25 protein-coding genes and 1 pseudogene are annotated in these 20,975 nt (G+C 61.9%); 14 read left to right on the forward strand and 12 right to left on the reverse strand.

Going from position 1 to position 20,975, the window contains the following annotated elements; translation table 11 throughout:
- Positions 1–21: 21 nt before the first annotated feature.
- Positions 22–531 (forward strand): P-loop nucleotide/nucleoside kinase family protein, encoded by a 510-nt coding sequence (locus HFO71_RS11525; protein ID WP_221988169.1) that lies wholly within the window; start codon positions 22–24, stop codon positions 529–531.
- A gap of 58 nt (positions 532–589) precedes the next feature.
- On the opposite strand, the gene HFO71_RS11530 is transcribed toward HFO71_RS11525, so the two are convergent.
- Entirely contained in the window at positions 590–1,057 is a 468-nt protein-coding gene (locus HFO71_RS11530) for a cupin domain-containing protein (RefSeq protein ID WP_077975966.1), read from the reverse strand.
- A 125-nt stretch (positions 1,058–1,182) separates the two neighbouring features.
- Positions 1,183–1,467, reverse strand: coding sequence for a hypothetical protein (locus tag HFO71_RS11535; RefSeq protein WP_165503808.1), 285 nt, complete (start codon positions 1,465–1,467; stop codon positions 1,183–1,185).
- Positions 1,468–1,482: 15 nt separating this feature from the next.
- On the opposite strand from HFO71_RS11535, the gene HFO71_RS11540 reads away from it, so the two are divergent.
- The gene (locus HFO71_RS11540) at positions 1,483–2,301 is read left to right on the forward strand and encodes a sugar phosphate isomerase/epimerase family protein (protein ID WP_077975968.1); all 819 of its coding nucleotides are present in this window, start codon (positions 1,483–1,485) and stop codon (positions 2,299–2,301) included.
- A gap of 63 nt (positions 2,302–2,364) precedes the next feature.
- On the opposite strand, the gene HFO71_RS11545 is transcribed toward HFO71_RS11540, so the two are convergent.
- On the reverse strand, positions 2,365–3,408 hold the full coding sequence (locus tag HFO71_RS11545; RefSeq protein ID WP_221988111.1) for a zinc-dependent alcohol dehydrogenase family protein: 1,044 nt from the start codon (positions 3,406–3,408) through the stop codon (positions 2,365–2,367).
- A gap of 247 nt (positions 3,409–3,655) precedes the next feature.
- On the opposite strand from HFO71_RS11545, the gene HFO71_RS11550 reads away from it, so the two are divergent.
- Positions 3,656–4,543, forward strand: a complete 888-nt coding sequence (locus tag HFO71_RS11550; RefSeq protein ID WP_077975970.1) for a branched-chain amino acid aminotransferase — start codon at positions 3,656–3,658, stop codon at positions 4,541–4,543.
- Between the two features lie 226 nt (positions 4,544–4,769).
- On the forward strand, positions 4,770–5,603 hold the full coding sequence (gene nadE / locus HFO71_RS11555) for an ammonia-dependent NAD(+) synthetase (RefSeq protein WP_077975972.1): 834 nt from the start codon (positions 4,770–4,772) through the stop codon (positions 5,601–5,603).
- A gap of 42 nt (positions 5,604–5,645) precedes the next feature.
- Here the strand turns inward: nadE and gstA are convergent, their stop codons facing one another.
- Positions 5,646–6,329 (reverse strand): glutathione transferase GstA, encoded by a 684-nt coding sequence (gene gstA / locus HFO71_RS11560; protein WP_077975974.1) that lies wholly within the window; start codon positions 6,327–6,329, stop codon positions 5,646–5,648.
- 115 nt (positions 6,330–6,444) lie between these two features.
- Between gstA and HFO71_RS11565 the strand changes: the two genes are divergently transcribed.
- Positions 6,445–7,065 (forward strand): TetR/AcrR family transcriptional regulator, encoded by a 621-nt coding sequence (locus tag HFO71_RS11565; RefSeq protein ID WP_077975976.1) that lies wholly within the window; start codon positions 6,445–6,447, stop codon positions 7,063–7,065.
- Here the strand turns inward: HFO71_RS11565 and HFO71_RS11570 are convergent.
- Entirely contained in the window at positions 7,062–8,300 is a 1,239-nt protein-coding gene (locus HFO71_RS11570; RefSeq protein WP_168258159.1) for a multidrug efflux MFS transporter, read from the reverse strand. The two genes, HFO71_RS11565 and HFO71_RS11570, sit on opposite strands and share 4 nt — an antisense overlap.
- A 399-nt stretch (positions 8,301–8,699) precedes the next feature.
- Here HFO71_RS11570 and HFO71_RS11575 point away from each other — a divergent pair, with 399 nt between their 5' ends.
- The gene (locus HFO71_RS11575; protein WP_221988113.1) at positions 8,700–9,044 is read left to right on the forward strand and encodes a nuclear transport factor 2 family protein; all 345 of its coding nucleotides are present in this window, start codon (positions 8,700–8,702) and stop codon (positions 9,042–9,044) included.
- A gap of 29 nt (positions 9,045–9,073) precedes the next feature.
- On the opposite strand, the gene HFO71_RS11580 is transcribed toward HFO71_RS11575, so the two are convergent.
- From HFO71_RS11580 to HFO71_RS11590, 3 genes are all read right to left on the reverse strand, one after another.
- Positions 9,074–9,805, reverse strand: a complete 732-nt coding sequence (locus HFO71_RS11580; RefSeq protein WP_077975979.1) for a sulfite exporter TauE/SafE family protein — start codon at positions 9,803–9,805, stop codon at positions 9,074–9,076.
- A 61-nt stretch (positions 9,806–9,866) separates the two neighbouring features.
- On the reverse strand, positions 9,867–10,520 hold the full coding sequence (locus HFO71_RS11585; protein ID WP_077975980.1) for a class I SAM-dependent methyltransferase: 654 nt from the start codon (positions 10,518–10,520) through the stop codon (positions 9,867–9,869).
- A 229-nt stretch (positions 10,521–10,749) separates the two neighbouring features.
- Entirely contained in the window at positions 10,750–11,076 is a 327-nt protein-coding gene (locus tag HFO71_RS11590; RefSeq protein ID WP_077975981.1) for a hypothetical protein, read from the reverse strand.
- A gap of 224 nt (positions 11,077–11,300) precedes the next feature.
- Between HFO71_RS11590 and HFO71_RS11595 the strand changes: the two genes are divergently transcribed.
- Together HFO71_RS11595 and HFO71_RS11600 are read left to right on the forward strand one after the other, a co-directional pair.
- Positions 11,301–11,903: a superoxide dismutase gene (locus tag HFO71_RS11595; RefSeq protein WP_221967820.1), complete on the forward strand. Its 603-nt coding sequence runs from the start codon at positions 11,301–11,303 to the stop codon at positions 11,901–11,903.
- 139 nt (positions 11,904–12,042) lie between these two features.
- Complete coding sequence (locus HFO71_RS11600; protein WP_221967822.1) at positions 12,043–12,888, forward strand: metallophosphoesterase; 846 nt, start codon at positions 12,043–12,045, stop codon at positions 12,886–12,888.
- Here the strand turns inward: HFO71_RS11600 and HFO71_RS11605 are convergent.
- Positions 12,885–13,792, reverse strand: a pseudogene (locus HFO71_RS11605) (AraC family transcriptional regulator). The gene HFO71_RS11600 and the pseudogene HFO71_RS11605 sit on opposite strands and share 4 nt — an antisense overlap.
- A 177-nt stretch (positions 13,793–13,969) precedes the next feature.
- On the opposite strand from HFO71_RS11605, the gene HFO71_RS11610 reads away from it, so the two are divergent.
- Positions 13,970–14,740 (forward strand): SDR family NAD(P)-dependent oxidoreductase, encoded by a 771-nt coding sequence (locus tag HFO71_RS11610; RefSeq protein ID WP_131665885.1) that lies wholly within the window; start codon positions 13,970–13,972, stop codon positions 14,738–14,740.
- 22 nt (positions 14,741–14,762) lie between these two features.
- Here HFO71_RS11610 and HFO71_RS11615 read toward each other — a convergent pair whose 3' ends face one another.
- Positions 14,763–15,455 carry a helix-turn-helix transcriptional regulator gene (locus HFO71_RS11615; RefSeq protein WP_221967823.1) on the reverse strand — a complete coding sequence of 231 codons (693 nt, stop codon included), beginning with the start codon at positions 15,453–15,455 and terminating at the stop codon, positions 14,763–14,765.
- A 128-nt stretch (positions 15,456–15,583) separates the two neighbouring features.
- On the opposite strand from HFO71_RS11615, the gene HFO71_RS11620 reads away from it, so the two are divergent.
- From HFO71_RS11620 to HFO71_RS11630, 3 genes are all read left to right on the forward strand, one after another.
- Complete coding sequence (locus HFO71_RS11620) at positions 15,584–16,219, forward strand: LysE family translocator (RefSeq protein ID WP_221978003.1); 636 nt, start codon at positions 15,584–15,586, stop codon at positions 16,217–16,219.
- Positions 16,220–16,410: 191 nt separating this feature from the next.
- Complete coding sequence (locus HFO71_RS11625; protein WP_221978004.1) at positions 16,411–16,851, forward strand: c-type cytochrome; 441 nt, start codon at positions 16,411–16,413, stop codon at positions 16,849–16,851.
- A gap of 185 nt (positions 16,852–17,036) precedes the next feature.
- Positions 17,037–17,951 (forward strand): cytochrome c, encoded by a 915-nt coding sequence (locus HFO71_RS11630; RefSeq protein ID WP_221978005.1) that lies wholly within the window; start codon positions 17,037–17,039, stop codon positions 17,949–17,951.
- A 79-nt stretch (positions 17,952–18,030) separates the two neighbouring features.
- On the opposite strand, the gene HFO71_RS11635 is transcribed toward HFO71_RS11630, so the two are convergent.
- On the reverse strand, positions 18,031–18,660 hold the full coding sequence (locus HFO71_RS11635; RefSeq protein WP_221978006.1) for a glutathione S-transferase family protein: 630 nt from the start codon (positions 18,658–18,660) through the stop codon (positions 18,031–18,033).
- A 67-nt stretch (positions 18,661–18,727) separates the two neighbouring features.
- Positions 18,728–19,222: a GNAT family N-acetyltransferase gene (locus HFO71_RS11640; RefSeq protein ID WP_077975987.1), complete on the reverse strand. Its 495-nt coding sequence runs from the start codon at positions 19,220–19,222 to the stop codon at positions 18,728–18,730.
- A 268-nt stretch (positions 19,223–19,490) separates the two neighbouring features.
- On the opposite strand from HFO71_RS11640, the gene dmeR reads away from it, so the two are divergent.
- Positions 19,491–19,763 (forward strand): Ni(II)/Co(II)-sensing transcriptional repressor DmeR, encoded by a 273-nt coding sequence (gene dmeR, locus HFO71_RS11645; RefSeq protein ID WP_003546569.1) that lies wholly within the window; start codon positions 19,491–19,493, stop codon positions 19,761–19,763.
- Between the two features lie 148 nt (positions 19,764–19,911).
- Positions 19,912–20,910 (forward strand): CDF family Co(II)/Ni(II) efflux transporter DmeF, encoded by a 999-nt coding sequence (gene dmeF, locus HFO71_RS11650; protein WP_221967827.1) that lies wholly within the window; start codon positions 19,912–19,914, stop codon positions 20,908–20,910.
- The last annotated feature ends 65 nt before the right edge of the window (positions 20,911–20,975 follow it).

Raw genomic sequence — 20,975 nt, forward strand, 5'->3', positions numbered from 1 at the left:
TCCAAAAACGACGAGGTCACGATGCTCATTATCTTGGGCGGTCTGCCCGGCAGTGGAAAGACGACGATTGCCCGTGCTTTGGCTGAGCGGTTGAATGCAGTCCATGTGCGCGTCGATACCATTGAACAGGCAATCCGCGCTTCCGGAATAGCTGATGATGCAGGGCCTGCAGGCTATATCGCAGCTTACGGTGTCGCCGGAGACAATCTGACCCTCGGCAGGATTGTTATCGCCGACTCAGTCAACCCGCTCCGGATAACCAGGTCAGCGTGGCTTTCAGTCGCCCAAGCGGCCGGGGTGCCGGCGGCGGAGGTCGAGGTCGTTTGCTCGGATAAAGCCGAGCACCGCAAGCGTGCTGAAACGCGCCTCACCGACGTCGAAGATCTGGTGAAGCCGACATGGCAAGAGACTTCCGAAAGAGCCTATGACGAATGGCACGATGCGATCGTCATCGACACCGCCTCGAAAACGGTCGACGAAGCTTTGGATGAACTGGTGAGCCGATTGAAATCGTTCCCGTTAAATGCGTAGCATGATCGACGAAGGAATGCATGATGTCGTCTGAAAAAGGCATCATGCACTCACGCCATCACGCCGCGAGGATGGTGATCCCATAGGCATTGGCCGCCGCCGTCATGCGGGCGATGGTCTCCGTCGAAGGACTGGCCTTCGGTGGCTCGGTCGTACCTTCCGCTTCGATGAACTCGGCCATGCCCCGATCGACGACCGCGGAAAAGACCACGGGAACGGTTCCGCGGTTGGAATAGCCGTGCACCATGAAGGGCGGGATGGTGACGATGTCGCCGGCGCTGGCTTCGATCTCTTCGGGGCCGCTGTCGCCTAGGCGCCAGATCGTCAGGCGTCCCTCGATGATGCGGAACACTTCGGGGCTCGCATGCGCATGTTTCGGCGTCCGGCTGCCTGATGGCACGGTGACGTCGAAGATATTGAGCCAGGTTCCGCTGATTCTAAGCCGCCGCTCGACCCTGTCGCCGAGGACAAAAAACCGCTTTGCCTCGTCGCTCGCAGGCATTTTCACAAATGAGTTGGACATCATGTCTCTTTCTTTTTCTTACAGGGCTTCTTCTTATGGGCTTTTTCTTGCGGGCGCAGCCGTTAGACCTTTGCGCCGCCTTTGACAACCCACCCCCTGTTGTTGGGGGTAACATCGCCGACGGCGCTTCAAAGAAGCACGCTGCGCCAGCCGAAGCGATGAACAAACGGCTCCGTTGCCAGGGGTTCAGCGCCGCTCGCGCGCCACTGCGTCACGAGACTGTCGAGGCCGATATCGGTACTTCGGGGCGTTTCCGCAAGGTCCGCCAATGCCGCATCAGCTATGCGGAAATGACTGAGGCCGGACGGGTTCGAAAGGCTCGGCGCCTGTAATACCGCCGACACAGAAGGGGCGCATAGAACGCGGCGGCCGTCCTTCCACGCCGTCCCGGCATTCACATTGATCATCCACATTGATGGAGCGCAACCATGTCCTCTCTTCCCGTCGTCGGCGCCGCCATGACGCTCGATGAAGTCGAACTTCACCGTGATTGGCTCTTCGAAAAGTCCCGCGATCTCGAATTGCAGAGCTTCATCGATGCCGAGATTCTCAACGGCGACTGGGCGCCGCTTGCCGCCCGCGCCAGAAGGCTTCTCGACGGTCATGGCGGCCGCCTCGGCATTCACGGCCCGTTCTGGGGCTTCACCGTCGCCTCGGAAGATCCCGATATCCGCGCCATCGTCACCCGGCGCCTGCTGCAGGGTCTTGATGTCTGCGCCGCCATCGGCGCGACCCATATGGTCATCCACAGCCCTTATACGTCCTGGTCCTACAACAATCTCGACGACAATGCCGGCGCCCGCGAAGCCTTGGCCGAGCGCACGCACATGACCCTGCGCGACGCCGTCAGGCGCGCCGAGGATATCGGCTGCACCATGGTCATCGAGAACATCGAGGACAAGGATCCGCATATTCGCGTGGCGCTTGCCGAAAGCTTCAACTCGCCCGCCGTCGCCGTCTCGATTGATACCGGCCACGCCCATTATGCCCACGGCTATACTGGTGCGCCGCCGGTCGATTATTATGTCAAGGCCGCCGGCAATCGCCTCCAGCATGTCCACCTGCAGGATGCCGACGGATATGCCGACCGCCACTGGAGCCTCGGCGAAGGCACGATCCGCTGGCATGCCGTCTTCGCAGCCCTTGCCAAGCTTGAAAGCAATCCGCGCCTCATCATCGAGATCAAGGACAAGTCGAAGATACCGGCCTCTGCTGCCTATCTCACCTCGATCGGCGTGGCTGAATAACGTCTGTTGCTCGTCCCGCTCTCCCTCACCTGTGCTCGGCACAGGAGGGGAGGGTGAGTTCCCTCATGAAAACCGCGTAATGACGCTGATCCCCGTCGCCTCAGCCTTATCCAGCGCCATCAGCGCCGGCACGGCTTCCTCGAGGCTGACCCGCCGTCCGATCAGCTTCTGCGGCGCGATCTTGCCGGCCGAAAGCATCGACAGCATGGCGTCGTAGCGCCAGGCCTGCATGCCGTGGCTGCCGTAGATTTCCAGCTCGTGGCCGATCACCTGCGCCATCGGAATTTGTGGTGTCGCATGCTCGCCCAGCATCAGTCCCACCTGCACATGCCGGCCGCGCCGGCGCAGGTTCTTGATCGAGTTGAAGCAGGTGACGGGATGGCCGAGCGCGTCGATCGAGACATGCGCGCCGCCCTTGGTGATCTCGCGCACCGCCTCCGCCACGTCGGCGACGCCGGATGCATTGACCGTCGCCACCGCCCCGCAATCCCGCGCGAAGGCAAGCTTCTCCTCGGATATATCGATGCCGATCGCATTCGCCCCGAGCGCTGTGGCGATCATGATTGCCGACAGGCCGACACCGCCGCAGCCATGCACGGCGATCCATTCGCCAGGCCCCGTGCGCGCCTGGTCGGCGACGGCGCGAAACGAGGTGGCAAAGCGGCAGCCGAGGCTTGCCGCCGTCGCATCGTCGATCGTATCGGGCAGGTGCACCAGATCGGTATCGGCATAATCGATCGCCACATATTCGGCAAACGATCCCCAATGGGTGAAGCCCGGCTGGAACTGGTTCGGGCAGACCTGCTGGTTGCCGGAATGGCATTCGCTGCAATGGCCGCAGCCGGAAACGAAGGGCACGGTCACCCGGTCGCCCACCTTGAAACGCATCACGCCGCGGCCGGTGGCGACGATCCGCCCGGCAAGCTCGTGTCCCGGCACATGCGGCAAGCGGATATCCGGGTCGTGCCCCATCCAGCCGTGCCAGTCGCTGCGGCAGAGCCCGCTGGCCCCGACCGCTATGACGACGCCGTCCTCTGTCGGTGTCGGATCGGCAACGGTGCGGATTTCGGGCGCCTGTTCGAAGGCTTCGTAGAACATGGCTTTCATCGGCGTCTTCCCTTGCTGCTTATCCGCTGTTACGCCATCATCGCATGCGGCAGCTAGCCATTCCAACATTCCATTCCATCATTTTTGCTGATGCATCCACCGATGAAGCTGCCATCGCTGCGCACGAATATTGCGGCCTGGCGCCATTCCCTGGCATTTTCTTGCTTCCGTGTTTCCGCTCGGGATTTGTCCTTGACCCGGCTTGCCGCGGCGGTTTTTCCTTCTCCGGCTTCAGGAGGAAACCATCATGGCCGTCGATACATCACCCCGTTCAACCACGTGGACTCATGTCGACGGGGAGTGGCTTCCCGGCAATCCGCCGCTGATCGGGCCAACCTCGCATGCCATGTGGCTCGGCTCCACGGTCTTCGACGGCGCCCGCTGGTTCGATGGCATCGCGCCGGATCTCGACCTGCACTGCCAGCGCATCAACCGCTCGGCGCTCACCATGGGCTTGAAGCCGGTGAAATCAGCCGAGGAGATTGTGGCACTTGCCTGGGAAGGCGTCGCGAAATTCGATGGCGCCACACCGATCTACATCAAGCCGATGTATTGGGGCGAGCACGGTTCGCCGGGCAGCGTCGTCTCGGTCGATGGGGACTCAACCCGCTTCGCGCTCTGCCTGTTCGAGGCGCCGATGGGTGGCCATGGCGGCACCAGCCTCACCGTCTCGCCCTACCGCCGCCCGTCGCCGGAAACGGCGATGACCGAGGCGAAGACCGGCTCGCTCTATCCAAACAGCGGCCGCATGATCGCCGAAGCGCGCAGCCGCGGCTTCGACAATGCGCTGGTGCGCGACTTGAACGGCAACGTCGTCGAAACCGCTTCTTCGAACGTCTTTATGGTCAAGGACGGCGTAGTGATGACGCCGGCCGCCAACCGAACCTTCCTCGCCGGCATCACCCGCGCCCGCGTCATTGGCCTGCTGCGCAAGGCCGGTTTCGACGTGCACGAAGCAACACTCTCCGTCGAGGATTTCATGCAAGCCGACGAGATCTTCACCACCGGCAACTATTCCAAAGTCGTCGGCGTCATCCGTCTCGACGACCGCGATCTCCAGGAAGGCCCGGTCACCCGCAAGGCGCTGGATCTCTACATGGACTGGGCCCACGGCCGCAGCGAAAGCGAAGAGTGAGCAGCGGTTCGGCGAAGCCGAAGCAATCGATCCAGTGAATCGATTGCCGCGACGAACGCCCGGAGCGCAAGCGCAGGGCAGAGGGGGGTGCCGCACACCCTACCGAGAGATACCAAGCCGCCCACTTGCATAAAATGCATGGCAGGTTTGCCCAAAACGGCTTCGTCCTCCCCCATCTTTTCGCCATAGTGGCGCCGAAATTCCGTAAGCGGGGAGGAAGAGGCTTATGACTATGCTGTTCGACGAACAAGGCGAGATCATCCGCGAACTGGGTGTTGCCGCCGATATCGACCCTGAGCGGGAGATCGAACGGCGAACTGCTTTCCTCAAGGATTATCTCGTCGCCTCGGGCATGCGCGGCTACGTCCTCGGCATCAGCGGCGGCGTCGATTCGCTGACGGCGGCGCTGCTGGCTCAAAAGGCGGTGCGCGAGCTGCGGGAAAGCGGCCATGCGGCCGAATTCATCGCCGTGCGCCTTCCCTATGGTGTCCAGGCGGACGAGGCCGATGCGGTGAAGGCGCTGGAAACGATCGGCGCCGACCGCTCGATGGTGGTCAACATCAAAGCGTCGGCGGATGCGATGCTTGCCGCCGCGCAGGATGGCGGTCTCGCCTTTGCCGATGCCGGCCGTCAGGATTTCATCCTCGGCAATATCAAGGCGCGCCAGCGCATGATCGCCCAGTTCGCCCTTGCCGGGGCGCTTGGCAGCCTCGTCATCGGCACCGATCATGCGGCCGAGGCGGTCATGGGCTTCTTTACCAAGTTCGGCGATGGCGCCGCCGATATCCTGCCGCTCGCCGGCCTCAACAAGCGCCGCGTCCGCCTGCTGGCAAAGCGGCTCGGCGCCCCGGACGAACTGGTGTTCAAAGTGCCCACAGCCGATCTCGAGGACCAGCGGCCGCTGCGCCCCGACGAGGAGGCCTATGGCGTCAGCTATGACGAGATCGACGATTTCCTCGAAGGCAAGCCGGTCGGCGAGATCGCCCGCCGCCGCATCTTCGCCGCCTATCGGGCGACCGCCCACAAGCGCGCCTTGCCGGTGGCCGTCAACGCCCTCTGAAGGTCGTCCAGGCGCGGGATGCGTGCGGGCGCGACCCGGGGTTTACGGCCTTACCGGCTCGCCCGTCCGTCCTGACGAAGCGAGATAGGCATGCGGCGCGAAATAGACGCCGCCGGCATCGAAGGCTTCGAGATCTTCGGCCTGCAGCGCCTCGCGCACCTTCGGTCGTGCCGCCACGCGGGCCATGAAGCCGTGCAGCGCCGGCCATTGCTTGAGATCGATATCGGTCCAGGGCGACCAGTTCAGGCAGACGAAGAGATAGGCATCCGCCACCGTGAAGGCATCGCCGGTGAGATAGGGTCCGGCAAGACGGCCGTTCAGCCATGTCAGCCGCTTCGATATCAGCGCGCGGACCTCCCCATGAACACCGGAATAAGTCGGTTCGAAGAGCAGCACCATCGGCTTGTGCAGCTCGGCGGTGATGAAGTTGAGATAGGACTGCACTTCGTTGCGGCGGAGATCGCCGATCGGCGGCAATAGGGCTGCCCCTTCGGGCACGCTGTCGGCGAGGAACTGCACGATCGCCGGCCCCTCGGTCAGCACCTTGCCATCGTCGAGCATCAGCGCCGGCACATAGCCGTTGCCGTTGATCGCGAGATAATCCTCGCCGTTGCTCGTCCTGTGGGTCCGTCGGTCGACCTGGACGAGCTCGATATCGAACCCGAGCTCTCGGCAGATGATGTGCGGCGAAAGCGAGCAGGCCGCGGCGTGCATGTAAAGTTTCATTGCGGTTTCCTCTCCTTGCGGAGGCGGTCGATGCCGCCGGCCGACAGTGTTGAACATCTGTACTGTTTCGCATAAAATGTCTCTCGTCAAGAATTTAATGCGAAACGGTACAAATATGAAGGACGAGAAGAGGCGCGGCCGCCCGAGGGCCTTCGACGCCAAGGCGGCGCTCGGCAAGGCGCGCGATGTCTTCTGGGACAGGGGGTTTGCCGCCGCCTCGCTCGACAATCTGAGCGCTGCGACCAACCTCAACCGCCCGAGCCTCTACGGCGCCTTCGGCGACAAGGAGGATCTCTATCTCGATACGCTGGAGGGGTATCGGCAGGACGGCATGAATACGCTCGCCGAGGCGCTCGACCCGTCACTGCCGCTGCGCGACAACATCGCCCGCGTTTATGCCGGTGCGCTGGCGATCTATCTGCATGGTGAAACCGCCGCCCGCGGCTGTTTGCTGATCGGCACGGCGTCGGCCGAGGCGGTCCAGCATGAGCGGGTCCGCGAGGTGCTCGGCCGCAGCCTCAACGATTTCGACGACAAGATTGAGAAGCGCATGCGGCTTGGCGTGGAAAGAGGCGAGCTTCCGGAAAGCGCCGATCCGCAGATGCTTGCCAGGCTCGCCTCCGCCGTCATGCATTCGCTCGCCGTCCGCGCCCGCGCCGGCGACAGCCGCGAGGTATTGGAAGCGATTGCCCGGTCAGGCGTCGAGCTGATCTGCGGAAGCGCCAATAATCCTTAGGTCGAGTCCCGGGTCTCCGTATCCCTCGGCCGGACTACCCAGGCATAGGCCGCACCGGCGAGAAGCAGCACGGAGGTGCCGAGGAACACCGCCCGCATGCCAATATGGCCGCCGACAAAACCGCCAAGGATGGGGCCGGCCACCTGGCCGACATATTGCGAGGAAATCGAAAGCCCGAGAATGCTGCCGGCCGCACTATCCGGCACGCTGTGGCGGATGACCGCGGCGATACAGGGCAGCAGCCCGCCGAGTGCCACACCCATCAGGAAACGCAGGATAATCAGCTGCCAGGCGCTGGTGACGAAGGCTTGCGGGATCAGCAGCAGGCCGGCGACGGCGAGCGCGCCTGAAATCACCGGCCAGTGGCCGATCCTGTCGGCGAGCTTGCCGAGCCACGAGGCTGACAGGATGCTGCCGAGGGCGGCGGCCGACATGACAACGCCTGATACCATCGTCACTTGGGATTCGACGGGCACCAGTTGCGCGACATAGACGGTGATGATCGGCTCGATCGACATATTGGCAAACATCAAGAGCATGCCGGTCGCCAGCATGGCGATGACGGGCCGCTTGTCGGCAATGGATTTCCAGCCGCCGCTGGCCTTGGCCGCCTTTTTGCGGGCCGGCGATTTTTCCTCCTTGATCAGGAAGGCCGTGGCGAGGAAGGCGAGGAAGATCATGCCGCCGGCGGCGAGGAACGTGCCGCGGATGCCGATGATCGGCGGCAGTGCGCCGCCGATGAGCGGCCCGACGAGATTGCCGGCCATGATGCCGGAAGACAGAACGCCGAGCGCCCAGGCCGAACGATCCTTCGGCGTCTGCGTCGCCACCAGCACCATCGAGCCGGAGGCATAGCCACCGGCAAGCCCGACGAAGAGGCGCAGCGCCACCAGCTGCCAGACATTGCCGGCCATGCCCATCAGCGAGATCGCCAGCGTCATGCCGAGGCTGGCGCGCACCAGCATCAGCTTGCGGCCGTAGATGTCGCCGAGCCGGCCCCAGAGCGGCGCGACCAGAGCCGCGGCGAAGAAGGTGGCGCCATAGGCGATGCCCGACCATTGCACGATGTCAGCATGGTCGCTGACGCCGAGTTCCTCGACATAAAGCGGCAGGAAGGGAAGCAGCAGCGTCATCGCCACGATCGTGGTGAAGGAGCCGATCAGCGAGATGGTGAGATTGCGCTTCCAGTAGATCGAGCCCGGCCTGGCGCTGGCGTCCCACTGCGTATCGGTCATTTTCTCGGCCTCGGCATTGATCTACAGCGCCGCTGTAGCACTTTGAAATCTGCATATTTCCTTAAATCGGTTCCGATTTGAGGAAATATGCGGCGGCGAAGTTCGCACGCCTGATGGAACGATGTGCCCTTTGCCGCGGCGAGGGGATCGGCGCGGGTGAAACTGTCCTGAAGATCGAGCTTTTCGAGGTCGAGCGCATAGGCCGTAGCGGTGCATGCGCTCGCCGTTCCAGGGCGGGCACGCGCTGATATAACCGCGCTATGGCCCATCCTCAAGACAACGCTTTCCAGATCGCTGACCTGCCTTTGGAAATGAGAGCTGCAATCTGGACCCTCTCCGGCAAAAGTGCTAGAGCAGGACCGATTGCATGATGCAATCGGTTAATCCAAGGACATTGCCATGAACGACATGCGCACATCCCGAGAACAGACCGTCCGTCATCTCTACGCCGCCTATCTCGACGACCGCAAGGATATCGTCGGCGCCATGTTGACGGAGGATTTCACCTTCTCCAGTCCGCGCGACGACCACATCGACCGGGCGACTTATTTCGAGCGCTGCTGGCCGAAGGAGCCGGTCTTCCGCGGCTTTGACATCGAATTCCTGGCGATCGACGGCGACGAGGCGGTCGTCCGCTACCGTGCCGAAAAACGGGATGGCGGCAGCTTCCGCAACATAGAGTGCTTTCGCTTCCGCGGCGACAAGATCGCCTCCGTGGATGTCTATTTCGGCCGAAATCTGTAGCTCCGGCCGAGGCTGTGATCGCCCTGGCTTTACAGGAGGCGTATCGCCGAAGTGCCGATGATGATCATCGACACCGCCACCATCAGCGGCCGCACCGGCAGCCGTTTGACGAGGATCGCGCCGAAGGGGGCGGCGATGACGCCGCCGATGATCAGGCCGATCGCCGAATCGAGTTCCGACCAGCCGAGCGTCAGGATGAAGGTCAGGGAAATCGTCAGCGTCACCGCGAATTCGGTGAAATTGGTCGAGCCGATCACCCGCTTCAGGTCGTGACCGCGGCTGACGAGCGAACTGGTGACGATCGGCCCCCAGCCGCCGCCGCCGATCGCATCGAGCACGCCGCCGAAAAGCCCGACCGGCGGCACCATCCAGTCGCGAACATCCCGCTTCGGCGGCGGCCGAAAGGCCTTGTAGAGAATCACCAGCCCGATCGCGATCAGATAGGCCGACACGAAGGGCTCGATCGCCTTGCCGTCGATATTGGCAAGCAGATAGGCCCCGATCGCGCCGCCGATCATACCGGCCGGTGCAAGGCGCGCCACCAGGCGCCAGTCGACGTTGCGGTGATAGGCATGCGAGATGCCTGAGGCGGCGGTGGTGAACATTTCCGCCACATGCGTCATGGCGCTGGCATTGGCCGCCGGCACCCCGAAGGCGAGAAGGCTCGTCGTCGATAGCACGCCGAAGGCCATGCCGAGTGCGCCGTCGACGATCTGCGCGCAGAAACCCACGACGATGAAAAAGAAGAAATCCGATGTCATGCAGTCCCCTCAGACGAACGGTAGCATCAGAATAAGCGACGCGGGGAAAAAATTTCCGGTCTCAGCCGGCAAGTCCGCGCTGCTTCAGCCGGATGATCTTGAAGAAGCCGTTCGGAAAGACCGGCAGGATATCGGCAGCGGCAAAGTCACCGCGGCGCTCGGCCCAGGCGACGATGCGGTGAATGCGGAAGGCGGAGGACCAGCCGATGTGACGCACCAGCGGCGCCACTGCCGTCTCGATCGCACCCTGCAGACCGGCGCCGTCGCCAAGCTTGCTGGCAAGGATGATTTCGCCGCCTGGCCTCAGCACTCTCGCGCATTCGTCCAGCGCCCGTTCGGGTTCGGGGATGAGCGTGATGACGAAGGGCAGGCAGACGGCATCGAAAGACCGGTCGGCAAAGGTGAGCGCATGCGCATCCATTACCTCCAGCGCCTGCACATGCTCAAGGTTTTCGCGTTTCGCCTTTTCACGCGCCCGCGCGATCATGTGTTCGGAAATGTCGATGCCGGTCACCCGGCAGTGGCGCGGGTAATGCCCGAGTGTCAGGCCGGTGCCGACGCCGATCTCCAGGATGTCGGTGCCGGCCGCAGCGGCCAGGGCTGCAAGCTTGCGGTGGCCATCGCGCAGGATGCCGCGATAGACCCGGTCATAGACCGGTGCCCAGCGCTGATAGATTTTTTGCTGATCTTCCGCCCTGCTGCGAAGCTCTGACATGCCGGCACCTCCCCAGAAAATTCCAGGAAAAGTGAAAAGCGGTTTTCCAGGAATTGCATAAAACAAAAGATTTCAGCGGTTCTGCGCTTCCATGAAATAGCGCGATCCGCCGTAAAGCCCAGCCTTTCAACTCGTAAGGGAGGCTCCGGTTCCCCACGAAATGTGACACAAGGCACAGATTCTCACCTGCGACCACTTTAGGGGCGCCTGGGTGGCAGTCCGCTGCCGCCTATTTTGCCGGCATCAGCCCAAGCTGTTTGGCGTCCAGTTCGCTGCCGATCTCGACGGTCTTCTTTTGCTTGTCGTAGACGCAGATCTGGGCGATCAGCCCCTTGGCGCCCTTCGGCTTGCCGGTCACCAGGGCAAGCCCGTAATGCGAGCTGCCGAAGGGATCGACGGTGGCGCTGGGCTTCTCGATCGTGACCGCTGCCTTCTTGCATTTGGCCTCGACGTCGGCGGCGAGCTGCTTCCAGGCCTCATCGGAGGAGGCATGCGCCGCACCTGCCAGCGAAAGCAGCGCGGCTGTGGCGAGAAGCTGGATTATATTCCTGTTCATATCGGTCTCCGTTGATCTTTATCCCCAGCGAAGCGGTTTTCGGGGCGGGCATCCCCAGGGATTTGTCCAGGCGATTTGCATGCGCGATTCCAGCCTTGCAACTGAGGCAAATTTTCCTCCGGTCGGTCGTTTTTTGATAATTCGCCGGTTGCCTCTCCCCCTTTCCCCTCCTATGTTCCGCCTCACCTGCCGAGACGCAATCTATTGCCAAGAGGAGATCTGACATGGCTTTCGAATTGCCTGAACTTCCCTATGACTACGAAGCGCTTGCTCCCTTCATGTCGAAGGAAACGCTGGAGTTCCACCACGACAAGCACCACAAGGCCTATGTCGACAACGGCAACAAGCTCGCCGCCGAAGCCAGTCTTTCGGACCTGTCGCTCGAAGACGTCGTCAAGAAGTCCTTCGGCACCAATGCCGGCCTCTTCAACAACGCGGCCCAGCACTACAACCACATCCATTTCTGGAAGTGGATGAAGAAGGGCGGCGGCGGTAACAAGCTGCCGGGCAAGCTCGAAGCGGCCTTTACGTCTGATCTCGGCGGCTACGACAAGTTCAAGGCCGATTTCGCCAATGCCGGCGCCACCCAGTTCGGCTCCGGCTGGGCCTGGGTTTCCGTCAAGAACGGCAAGCTCGAAATCTCCAAGACCCCGAATGGCGAAAACCCGCTGGTTCACGGCGCCACCCCGATCCTCGGCGTCGACGTCTGGGAACACTCCTACTACATCGACTATCGCAACGCCCGCCCGAAATATCTCGAGGCCTTCGTCGATAGCCTGATCAACTGGGACTACGTCCTGGAACGCTACGAAGAAGCCACGAAGTAAGCGGTACCAGGCTCGCCGCCATGGCGGCGATGTCGTCCGCCTTTTTGAATTTGACACCCGGCGCGTCCAAAGCGCCGGGTGTTCTGTTTTCACGCGAAGCCGTCACATGCCTGTCATCGGCCGCTCCTAATCACGCCCCATGTCTTCCTCTGCTTCTCCCCTGTTCCGCTTCGGCATTATCGCCGACCCGCAATATGCGGCGATCGCGCCGCATGTGGCCATGGATCGTTATTATGCCAACAGCCTTTCCAAGGTCGCCGAGGCGATCGAGATATTCAACGGTGAGGAGCTGAGCTTCGTCATGACGCTCGGCGATGTCATCGACCGCAGCTTTTCAAGCTTCGACGATATCCTGCCGGTCTACGGCAAGCTGAGGCACGAGGCGCTCTTCCTGCTCGGCAATCATGATTTCTCGGTTTCTGCGGGCCATCTCTCCGAAGTCGCGGCGCGTCTCGGCATGCCGTCGCCCTATTACAGCTTCTTGCGCCACGGCTGGCGCTTTATCGTGCTCGACGGCAACGAGGTCAGCATCTTCGCGCCGCCCGAAGGCCATCATCATCGTGAGCTGGCCGCTGAGATGCTGGCGGAGCTGCAGGCCAAGGGTGCGAGGAATGCGCATCGCTGGAATGCTGCGCTGAGCGACGAGCAGTTCGCCTGGCTCGGTGATGAAATCGCAAAAGCGGCCGGGGCCGGCGAGAAGGTGATCGTCATGAATCACTATCCGGTGCATCCGCCCAGTGAGCACGGCATGTGGGACAGCGAGCGCATCGTCGCGCTGCTCGCCTCTGAGCGCAATGTCGTCGCCTATCTCAACGGTCACGACCACGTCGGCAATTACGGCATGGCCGGCGCCTGCCACTTCGTCAATTTCAAGGGCGTGGTCGATACTGAGACGGAAAACGCCTTCGCGATCGTCGAGGTCCATGCCTCCAGCATCGAAATCCGCGGCTTCGGCCGCGAGGTGAGCCGCACGCTGTCCATCTAGCTGATTGCCGGCTCAACCGGCATCGCCTTCATTTCACTGATGTCGCGCTTCGGTGGTGTCCCGAACATGCGGGCATATTCGCGACTGAACTGGGAGGCGCTCTCGTAACCCACCTGATAGGCCGCGTTTGCGGCGTTGAACCCATCGGTCACCATCAGCCGCCGGGCCTCGAGTAGCCGCAACTGCTTCTGATACTGCAGCGGCGTCATCGAGGTCAACTTTTGAAATGCTGGTGGAAGGAGGAAGGGCTCATCTTGGCTGCCGCCGCGAGCTTTTCCACCCGGACGGCGTCCGCAAAATTACCGCGCAACAAGTAGATGGCCTCGGCCACGCGGCGCGTATGGCTGTCGGGTAATGCAAGCTTGCAGATCTCATTGCCATTTTTTCCGGAAAGCAACCAGAAACTGATCTCTCGCATGATTGCCGGATGAAGGATTGGGATCGCTTTGGGCGTCGCGAGCGTCCGGATCAGTCTCAGTATGCAGTCCTGCAGCTCGGGGCCGAATTCTTGTACGAAAACACCCGGCCCGCCGTCGCCTGCCGGCCTCGGCGGTGCATCCATCTCCTCCAGCACCTCGCGTAGAATAGTGACGTCGAGTTCCAGGTTGATGGCGATCATCGGCCGTTCGGCACTGGCTTTCGTCACCTGTCCGAAAGCCGGCATCTCGACGCTGATGATCAGCGCTTGCATCGCTTCGTAATCGAAAAGCCGGCCTCCGAACATGAGCTGCTTGGCGCCATCGACGATGATGCAGAGCGCCGGTCGGTAGATCGCCGGTTTCGGCATGGAGAGAGTGCTGGAACGCATCAGGAAAAGACCGTCGATAGTGGTGGCAAAGAGCCCGTCACCTCCGCCATGTGCATCCATGTACCCATTGAGCGCCTGCTTCAGATCTGCGGACATCTTCGCCTCCAGTGAACGCGGGGTCGGTCTGCCGCGCCGGTAAGGATGATCTTAATCCCTCAGCCCGGCTGGGCAAGGCGTTTGGAGGAATAGGCAAGAAATTGCGGGATTTCGGCATTCAGGATTCCAAGCTTGCGGTGCATAAGCTGGGCGATCAAAACATCAGGAGTACCTGAAATGCCGAACCAGAACTCAACCTCGAAAGTCGCAATCGTTACCGGCGGGAGCCGCGGCCTGGGCCGCAATACGGTCGTCAATCTGGCAAGGAGCGGCGTCGATGTGATCTTGACCTACAACTCGAACCGCGACGAGGCAGACAAGGTCGTCGCTGAGATCGAGGCGCTGGGCCGCAAGGCCGCCGCACTTCAACTCGATGCCGGCAACGTGGCGGCGTTCGATGCCTTTGTCGAAAGTGTACGCGAGATCCTGAAGGGCTGGGGGCGTGAGCATTTCGACTTTCTCGTCAACAATGCCGGCACCAGCTACCACGCGCCGATTTCGGAGACGACCGAGGCGGAAATGGACAAGCTTTACAACCTGCATTTCAAGGGCGTCTTTTTCCTCACGCAGAAGCTCCTGCCGGTGATCGAGGACGGCGGCCGCATCGTCAACCTCTCCAGCGGTCTTGCCCGCATGGCCATGGTTGGCGCATCGGCTTATGGCTCGATGAAGGGTGCAGTCGAGGTGCTGACGCGCTACATGGCCAAGGAGCTTGGCCCCCGCGGCATTGCCGTCAACACCGTCGCCCCGGGCGCTATCGAGACCGATTTCAGCGGGGGAATGGTGCGGGACAATCCGGAGATCAACCGTGCAGTCGCTTCTATGACGGCACTCGGCCGCGCCGGTGTGCCCGACGATATAGGGCCGATGATCGCTTCCCTGTTGAGCGATGCCAACCGTTGGGTCAACGCCCAGCGCATCGAGGTTTCGGGCGGCATGTCGCTCTGAATAATCGCGATTGGGCGAATAGCTAGACGGCGATCGGTTTCTCCGTCCAACCGCTGGTCCACAGTTCCCGCAGCCGGTCGCCGTCGCCCTTGAAGAAATCCTCAGTTGTCGCGCAGCGCTCCACCCGGTCGCTGCGGAAATTGCGGATCGCCTGGCGCAACTCGCACCAGGCGACGATATTGGCGGTCTGCGAATAATAGATCAGCGCAACCGGCCGGATCGTCCGCTCGCTTGAGCGGCCGAGCTCGTCGCGATAGCCGAGCATCAGCTTGCGTTCGTCGCGGATCGCGCGGCGCACGATCGCAAGGTCGAAGCCTGCCGGCTGCGCAATCGAGCCCCAGGCATAAAGCGCCTTGTTGTCCATCGCCTGGCGCAGCGGCGCAGGCACGGCGCCTGATATCTTCCGGTTGACCCGGCGCGCGGCCTGTTTCAGCTCCTCGTCCGCCGTCCGTTCGAGCAGCGCCAGCGACAGCACGATCGCCTCCATCTCCTCGATCGAAAACATCAGCGGCGGCAGGTCGAAGCCCGGCCGCATGATGTAGCCGATGCCGCGCCCGCCTTCGATCGGCACCCGCATTGCCTGAAGCGCGGCGATGTCGCGATAGATCGAGCGCACGGTCACTTCGAGCGTCTCCGCCATCGCCGCCGCCGTCATCGGCTTTCTTGCCAGCCTGAGGATCTGAATGATCTCGAAAAGCCTGGAGGCCTTGCGCATTTTACCTCTCCATCCGTCACGCTCCTGACAATACACTGTCAGTTGGGATTGCGTATAGAGCCGCCTATCGGATTGAAATCAATCAGGGTCTTTCAAAAAGGCCCGCAGAACCCAAGGCGGTAACTGACATGAACTACCATGAAAACCTCTGGCTCTTCTTCACCCTTCTCTTCGGCATCATCATTGTGCCGGGCATGGACATGCTCTTCGTGCTCGCCAATTCGCTGACCGGCGGCGTCAAACGCGGGCTGGCGGCGACCGGCGGCATCATGGCCGGCGGCGCCGTGCATTCGGCCTATGGCGCGGCCGGCGTCGGCGTGCTCGTCACCATGCTGCCGCAGTTTTTCAACGTGCTGCTCTTTGCCGGCGTCGCCTACATGATCTGGATCGGCATCTCGCTGATCCGCAGTTCGATCACCGTCGAGGCGGTCGGGCCGGGAACCGCACGCTCCGGCTGGCGCGCCTTCCGCCAGGGCGCCGTCACCTGTCTGGTCAATCCGAAGGCCTATATCTTCATGTTCGCCGTCTATCCGCAGTTCCTGAGGCCGGAATACGGCCCGATCTGGATGCAAGGGCTGATCATGGGCGCCATGACCGTCGTCACCCAGTTTGCCATCTACGGCACGCTGGCGATGACGGCCGGCCGCACCCGCGACCTGCTCGTCGCCAACCCTCACGTCACGGCCTTTGTCGGCCGCTTCGCCGGCCTGCTGCTGGTTGCGGTCTCCGCCTTCAGCCTCTGGCAGGGGTGGAAAAGCGCCTGAGCGCCACTGCATGTCGCCCGGAAGTGTGCAGCGGTTCCGGGATAACGACATGCATAAAAGCAGAGAACTGCCTATCACATTGTTTTTATGATGATCCGGCAAAACGTGACTGCCCGGACGCATGGATTTTGTCATGCTCCCGGTGCAGATTGGCGATCGGCCATCTTGGCCGAGGAAAAAGGGAGAGCAATATGAATTGGAAAGCAGCAGCTGCGGCTGTAGCGATCGCCGGCATGGCCTTCGGTTCGGTGACCGCCGCCGATGGCACCCATGATTCCCGCATTGCGCTGATGAAGAAGATCGGCGGTTCGGCGGGCGCCATGGCCGCCATCGCCAAGGGCGAGAAGCCCTATGATGCCGAGACGGTAAAGGCGGCGCTGACGACGATCGCGGCAACGGCCAAGGTTTTCCCAGACCAGTTCAAGCCGGGCAGCGATATGAATGATCCCGAGGTCAGCCCGAAGGTCTGGGAAAACATGGATGACTTCAAGGCGCGCTCCGCAAAGCTCTCGACTGACGCCGAAACGGCGCTGGCTCAGCTTCCGGCCGATGCCGCCGCCGTCGGCGCCACGGTGAACACCCTCGGCGCCAATTGCGGCGGCTGTCACAAGGCCTATCGTCTCAAGGATTGATAGGCCGACTGAGCAATTCCAGCAAAAGTGTGCAGCTGTTTTGCGTCCGGGATTGCGCAAAGCAAAAGATAGTACTGGATCCGTGCCGGCCTTGTCGTCGGCGCGGATCGCCTTATTCTCCGCGCGTCGCGGACTGATCACCGGATCGGCCGGCGGGGGCATCTTGGCAAAAGGGGAGGCGGTGCATGGTCCGCAGGTTCATCCGGTTAGTGCTCTGTCTGATCGGCGTCGCCGTCCTCGGCGGGGGCGCCTTCTATCTCGTCACCGCACCCGATCCGCTGCCGGAGAGCCATTGGGCGGGTCTCGGCGCGCCCGACCTGGCAAACGGCCAGATGGTTTTCTGGGCGGGCGGCTGCGTCAGCTGTCATGCTGCACCCGGTTCCGAAGGCGATGCCAAGCTGACACTTGCAGGCGGCCTGGCGCTGAAGAGCCCCTTCGGGACCTTCCATGTGCCGAACATCTCACCCGATGAAACGGCCGGTATCGGCGGCTGGACACTTGCTGAGTTCGGCAACGCGATGAAGCGGGGCGTCGGCCCGGGCGGGCAGCATCTCTATCCGTCCTTCCCCTATGGCTCCTATTCCCGCATGAGCGACAAGGACGTCAACGATCTTTTCGCCTTCCTGAAAACCCTGCCGAAGAGCGCAAACGTCGCGCCGCCGCATGACCTGCCATTCCCTTACAACATCCGGCTGGCGCTCGGCGGCTGGAAATTCCTCTATCTCAACGACCAGCCGCGCGTCGCCCTGGCAAAGAGCGACGACAAGATCAAGCGCGGGCAATATCTCGTCGAAGGCCCCGGCCATTGCGGCGAATGCCATACGCCGCGTGATGCGCTCGGCGGCTTCAAGGCGGATCAGTGGCTTGCCGGCGCGCCCAATCCGGAAGGCAAGGGCCGCATACCCGATATCACCCCGGCCTCCGAGAGCATCGGCAGCTGGAGCGAAGCCGATATCGTGAGCTACCTCGAAACCGGCTTCACGCCCGATTTCGATTCCGTCGGCGGCCAGATGGTCGATGTGCAGCAGAACATCGCCCGCCTTCCGGCCTCCGATCGCGAGGCGATCGCCGCCTATCTGAAGGCGGTGCCGGGGCGTTAAAGCATGTCGGGCAAAAATGTGCAGTGGTTTTGCGGGATAAAAGGGCGCTGCATTTTCCGAAAGCCGATCTCGATCCTGCTTACAGGGATGTAGGACCAGGCATGAGATCATAGGGATGGCGCCAGCCGGGCATGTTGCTGATACGATCTTTCCAGGCTGCGATTGCCGGATAGGCGCTGTGATCGATTCCGGTTTCCTCCGGCATGAAGACGTAGCCCGCCAGAGAGAGGTCGGCGATCGTCACCCGGTCGCCGACCATGAAGGCCCGGTGCGCCAGATGTTCGTCAACAATTGCATAGGCAGCTTTAGCCCTCAGTCTTAAAAACTCGACGACGGGTGTCTCGCCGCTCTTCTGCAGGCCATACATGAACCTCAGCGTCGCGTAATAGCTCGTGAATTTATGGTTGTCGAAAAGGATCCAGCGCATGACGTCGCGTCGATCTTCGGCCGTCTGCGCGCCAAACTGGCCTGTCACCTCTGACAAGTAGTCCAGGATAATACCCGATTGGCTGATCTTCATTTGCCCATGTTCGAGCACAGGCGCTTCGCCCTGTTCGTTGATGGTTTTTCGCCATTCTTCAGTTCGCGTTTCGCCGCCCAGATAATCAACGAAAATGCTTTCCCACTTGATGCCGGCAAGAGCAAAGAAGAGTGCGACCTTGTAACAATTCCCCGAGAGAGCGAAGCAATGGAGTTTGAAGTCAGGCATGAAAAGCTCCTTACAAAAATAAAACTCAAAGGATTGATCACGCGAATCTGGAAGATCGCGATGCGCTTTAAGTAATCGACTGCAGGTAGCGCATGCCGGTCACCGGACGCGGGATGAAATCCAGCTGTTCGTAGAAGCGGTGCGCCAGCACGTTTCCGGTCGCGGCGCTGACGGAGAGGTAGCCGCAGCCGGCATTGCGGGCGGTCTCGCGCGCCCGGTCGACGAGAAGCTGGCCGGTGCCGTGGCCGCGATGGCCGTCGCGCACGAAGAGATGGTGCAGGTCCATGCCGCGCTTGCCTTCCTGCGCCCTGTAGAGCGGCACGAGAATGGCGTAGCCGATCAGCCCTTCGCTGGTCTCGGCGACGAGCGCGTTGATCCAGGGCAGGGGCCCGAAGAGGTCGCGCTCCAGCTGCTCCGCCGTTGTAGCCGCCGCATCGCCGTGATGGGCGGCAAGCAGGGCGATCATCTCGCCGAGCTCGGGCAGGTCGCGCGGCTTGGCGGCACGGATGGTCACCACCGATGGGCGCATCAGTGAAATTTCGCTGTCTTCGATTTCGGTCATGGTCTTCGCGTCCTTTGATAGTCTGCCGTCAGGACGCTGCCGATACAACAAAGCCGCCTGACGGCGGCTTGTTGACAATATGATCTTGTCCGGCCGCCCTTTACAGGTACAGCCAAAAATACGAGCGGCTCTGGTGCGCGTTTTCGATCATCGGTCATAGATCGTCGGAAACGCAGCCTTTGTCAATGGGGTTCGGAGCCCCAACATGGCATTGAGCTCCGGCTTCAGTCTTGATAGCATACCCCCCTATACTATATGAGAACCTGTCATGTCCCATACCACACTGCAGAAAAAGAAGCTCGTCGCCCGCATCAGCCGCCTGAAGGGGCAGATGGAGGCGGTCGAGCGCGCGCTCGAGGCCGAGCGTCCCTGCGGCGAGATCCTGCAACTGCTCGCTTCGATCCGCGGCGCCCTGACCGGGCTGACCGGCGAGGTGCTGGACGATCACCTGCGTGAGCATGTGCTGAATGCCGCTGACGATGCGGCAAGGGCAGAGGCGGTCGAGGAAATATCGGAAGTCTTGAGAACCTATATGCGCTAGAGCAATTCCGGGAAAAGTGTGAAGCGGTTTTCCCCGGCAAAGCGCGAAGCGATTTTGCCGAGAATTGCGTAAAAACAAAACCTTAGAGCGGTTATGCGTTTTCATGAAACGCTGAACCGCTCTAAGCGCGGCGACGAAGGAGCCTGTCATGAGTGCCGGAATCGACAAAGCTGGAATTGATGCCCTGGAACATGATCATGTCTTCCTCGGCACTGATCATGCGCGCAACGAGCGGCGCATCTGGCTGGTGATCGCGCTGACGGCGGTGATGATGGTGGCGGAAATCGCCGCCGGCACCATCTACGGCTCAATGGCGCTCGTCGCCGATGGCTGGCATATGTCGACCCATGCCAGTGCATTGCTGATTTCCGCACTCGCCTATCTCTTTGCCCGCCGGCAGGCGCGCAATCCGCGTTTCACCTTCGGCACCGGCAAGCTCGGCGATCTCGCCGGCTTCGCCAGCGCCATCGTTCTCGCGTTGATCGCCCTGCTGATGGGCTGGGAAAGCCTGCTGCGCCTTTCCAATCCCGTGCCGATCGGCTTTACCCAGGCGATCGCCGTGGCGGTGATCGGCCTTGCCGTCAATCTGGTGAGCGCCTGGCTGCTTGCCGGCGGCGGTCATGTCGCGCATGGCGATCATGCGCATCACGGGCATGGCAATCATGCCCATGCCCATGGCCATCATCATCATGGACATGGCGACCATGCCCATCATGCAAAGTCCGGCGACAACAATATCCGCGCCGCTTATCTGCATGTCATCGCCGATGCCCTGACCTCCGTGCTCGCCATTGCGGCGCTGACGCTCGGCAGTCTCTACGGCTGGCTCTGGCTCGATCCCTTGATGGGCATCGTCGGCGGGTTGGTGATCGCCAATTGGTCCTGGAGCCTGATGAAATCCTCGGGCGGCGTCCTTCTCGACGTGGTTCCCGAAGGCGAGACGCTGCCGGCCGAAATCCGCGGGGCCATCGAGACGGAGGGCGACCGGATCACCGATCTGCATGTCTGGCAGGTCGGCCCCGGCCATCATGCCGCGATCGTCGCCGTCCTCACGTCGCAGCCGCGCGACCCGGCTTTCTACAAGGGCAGGCTCTCGGCGCTGGGAGAACTGTCGCATGTGACGGTCGAGGTCACGCGCGCCGCATGATCGGGCGGGCGGAGACGCTCGGCGGACGACAAGATCGCTCGGCGGACGACAAAGGTCGCCGCGGG

It is taken from the genome of Rhizobium laguerreae, assembly GCF_019778565.1.
In the GTDB taxonomy this organism is placed as follows: Bacteria; Pseudomonadota; Alphaproteobacteria; order Rhizobiales; family Rhizobiaceae; genus Rhizobium; species Rhizobium laguerreae.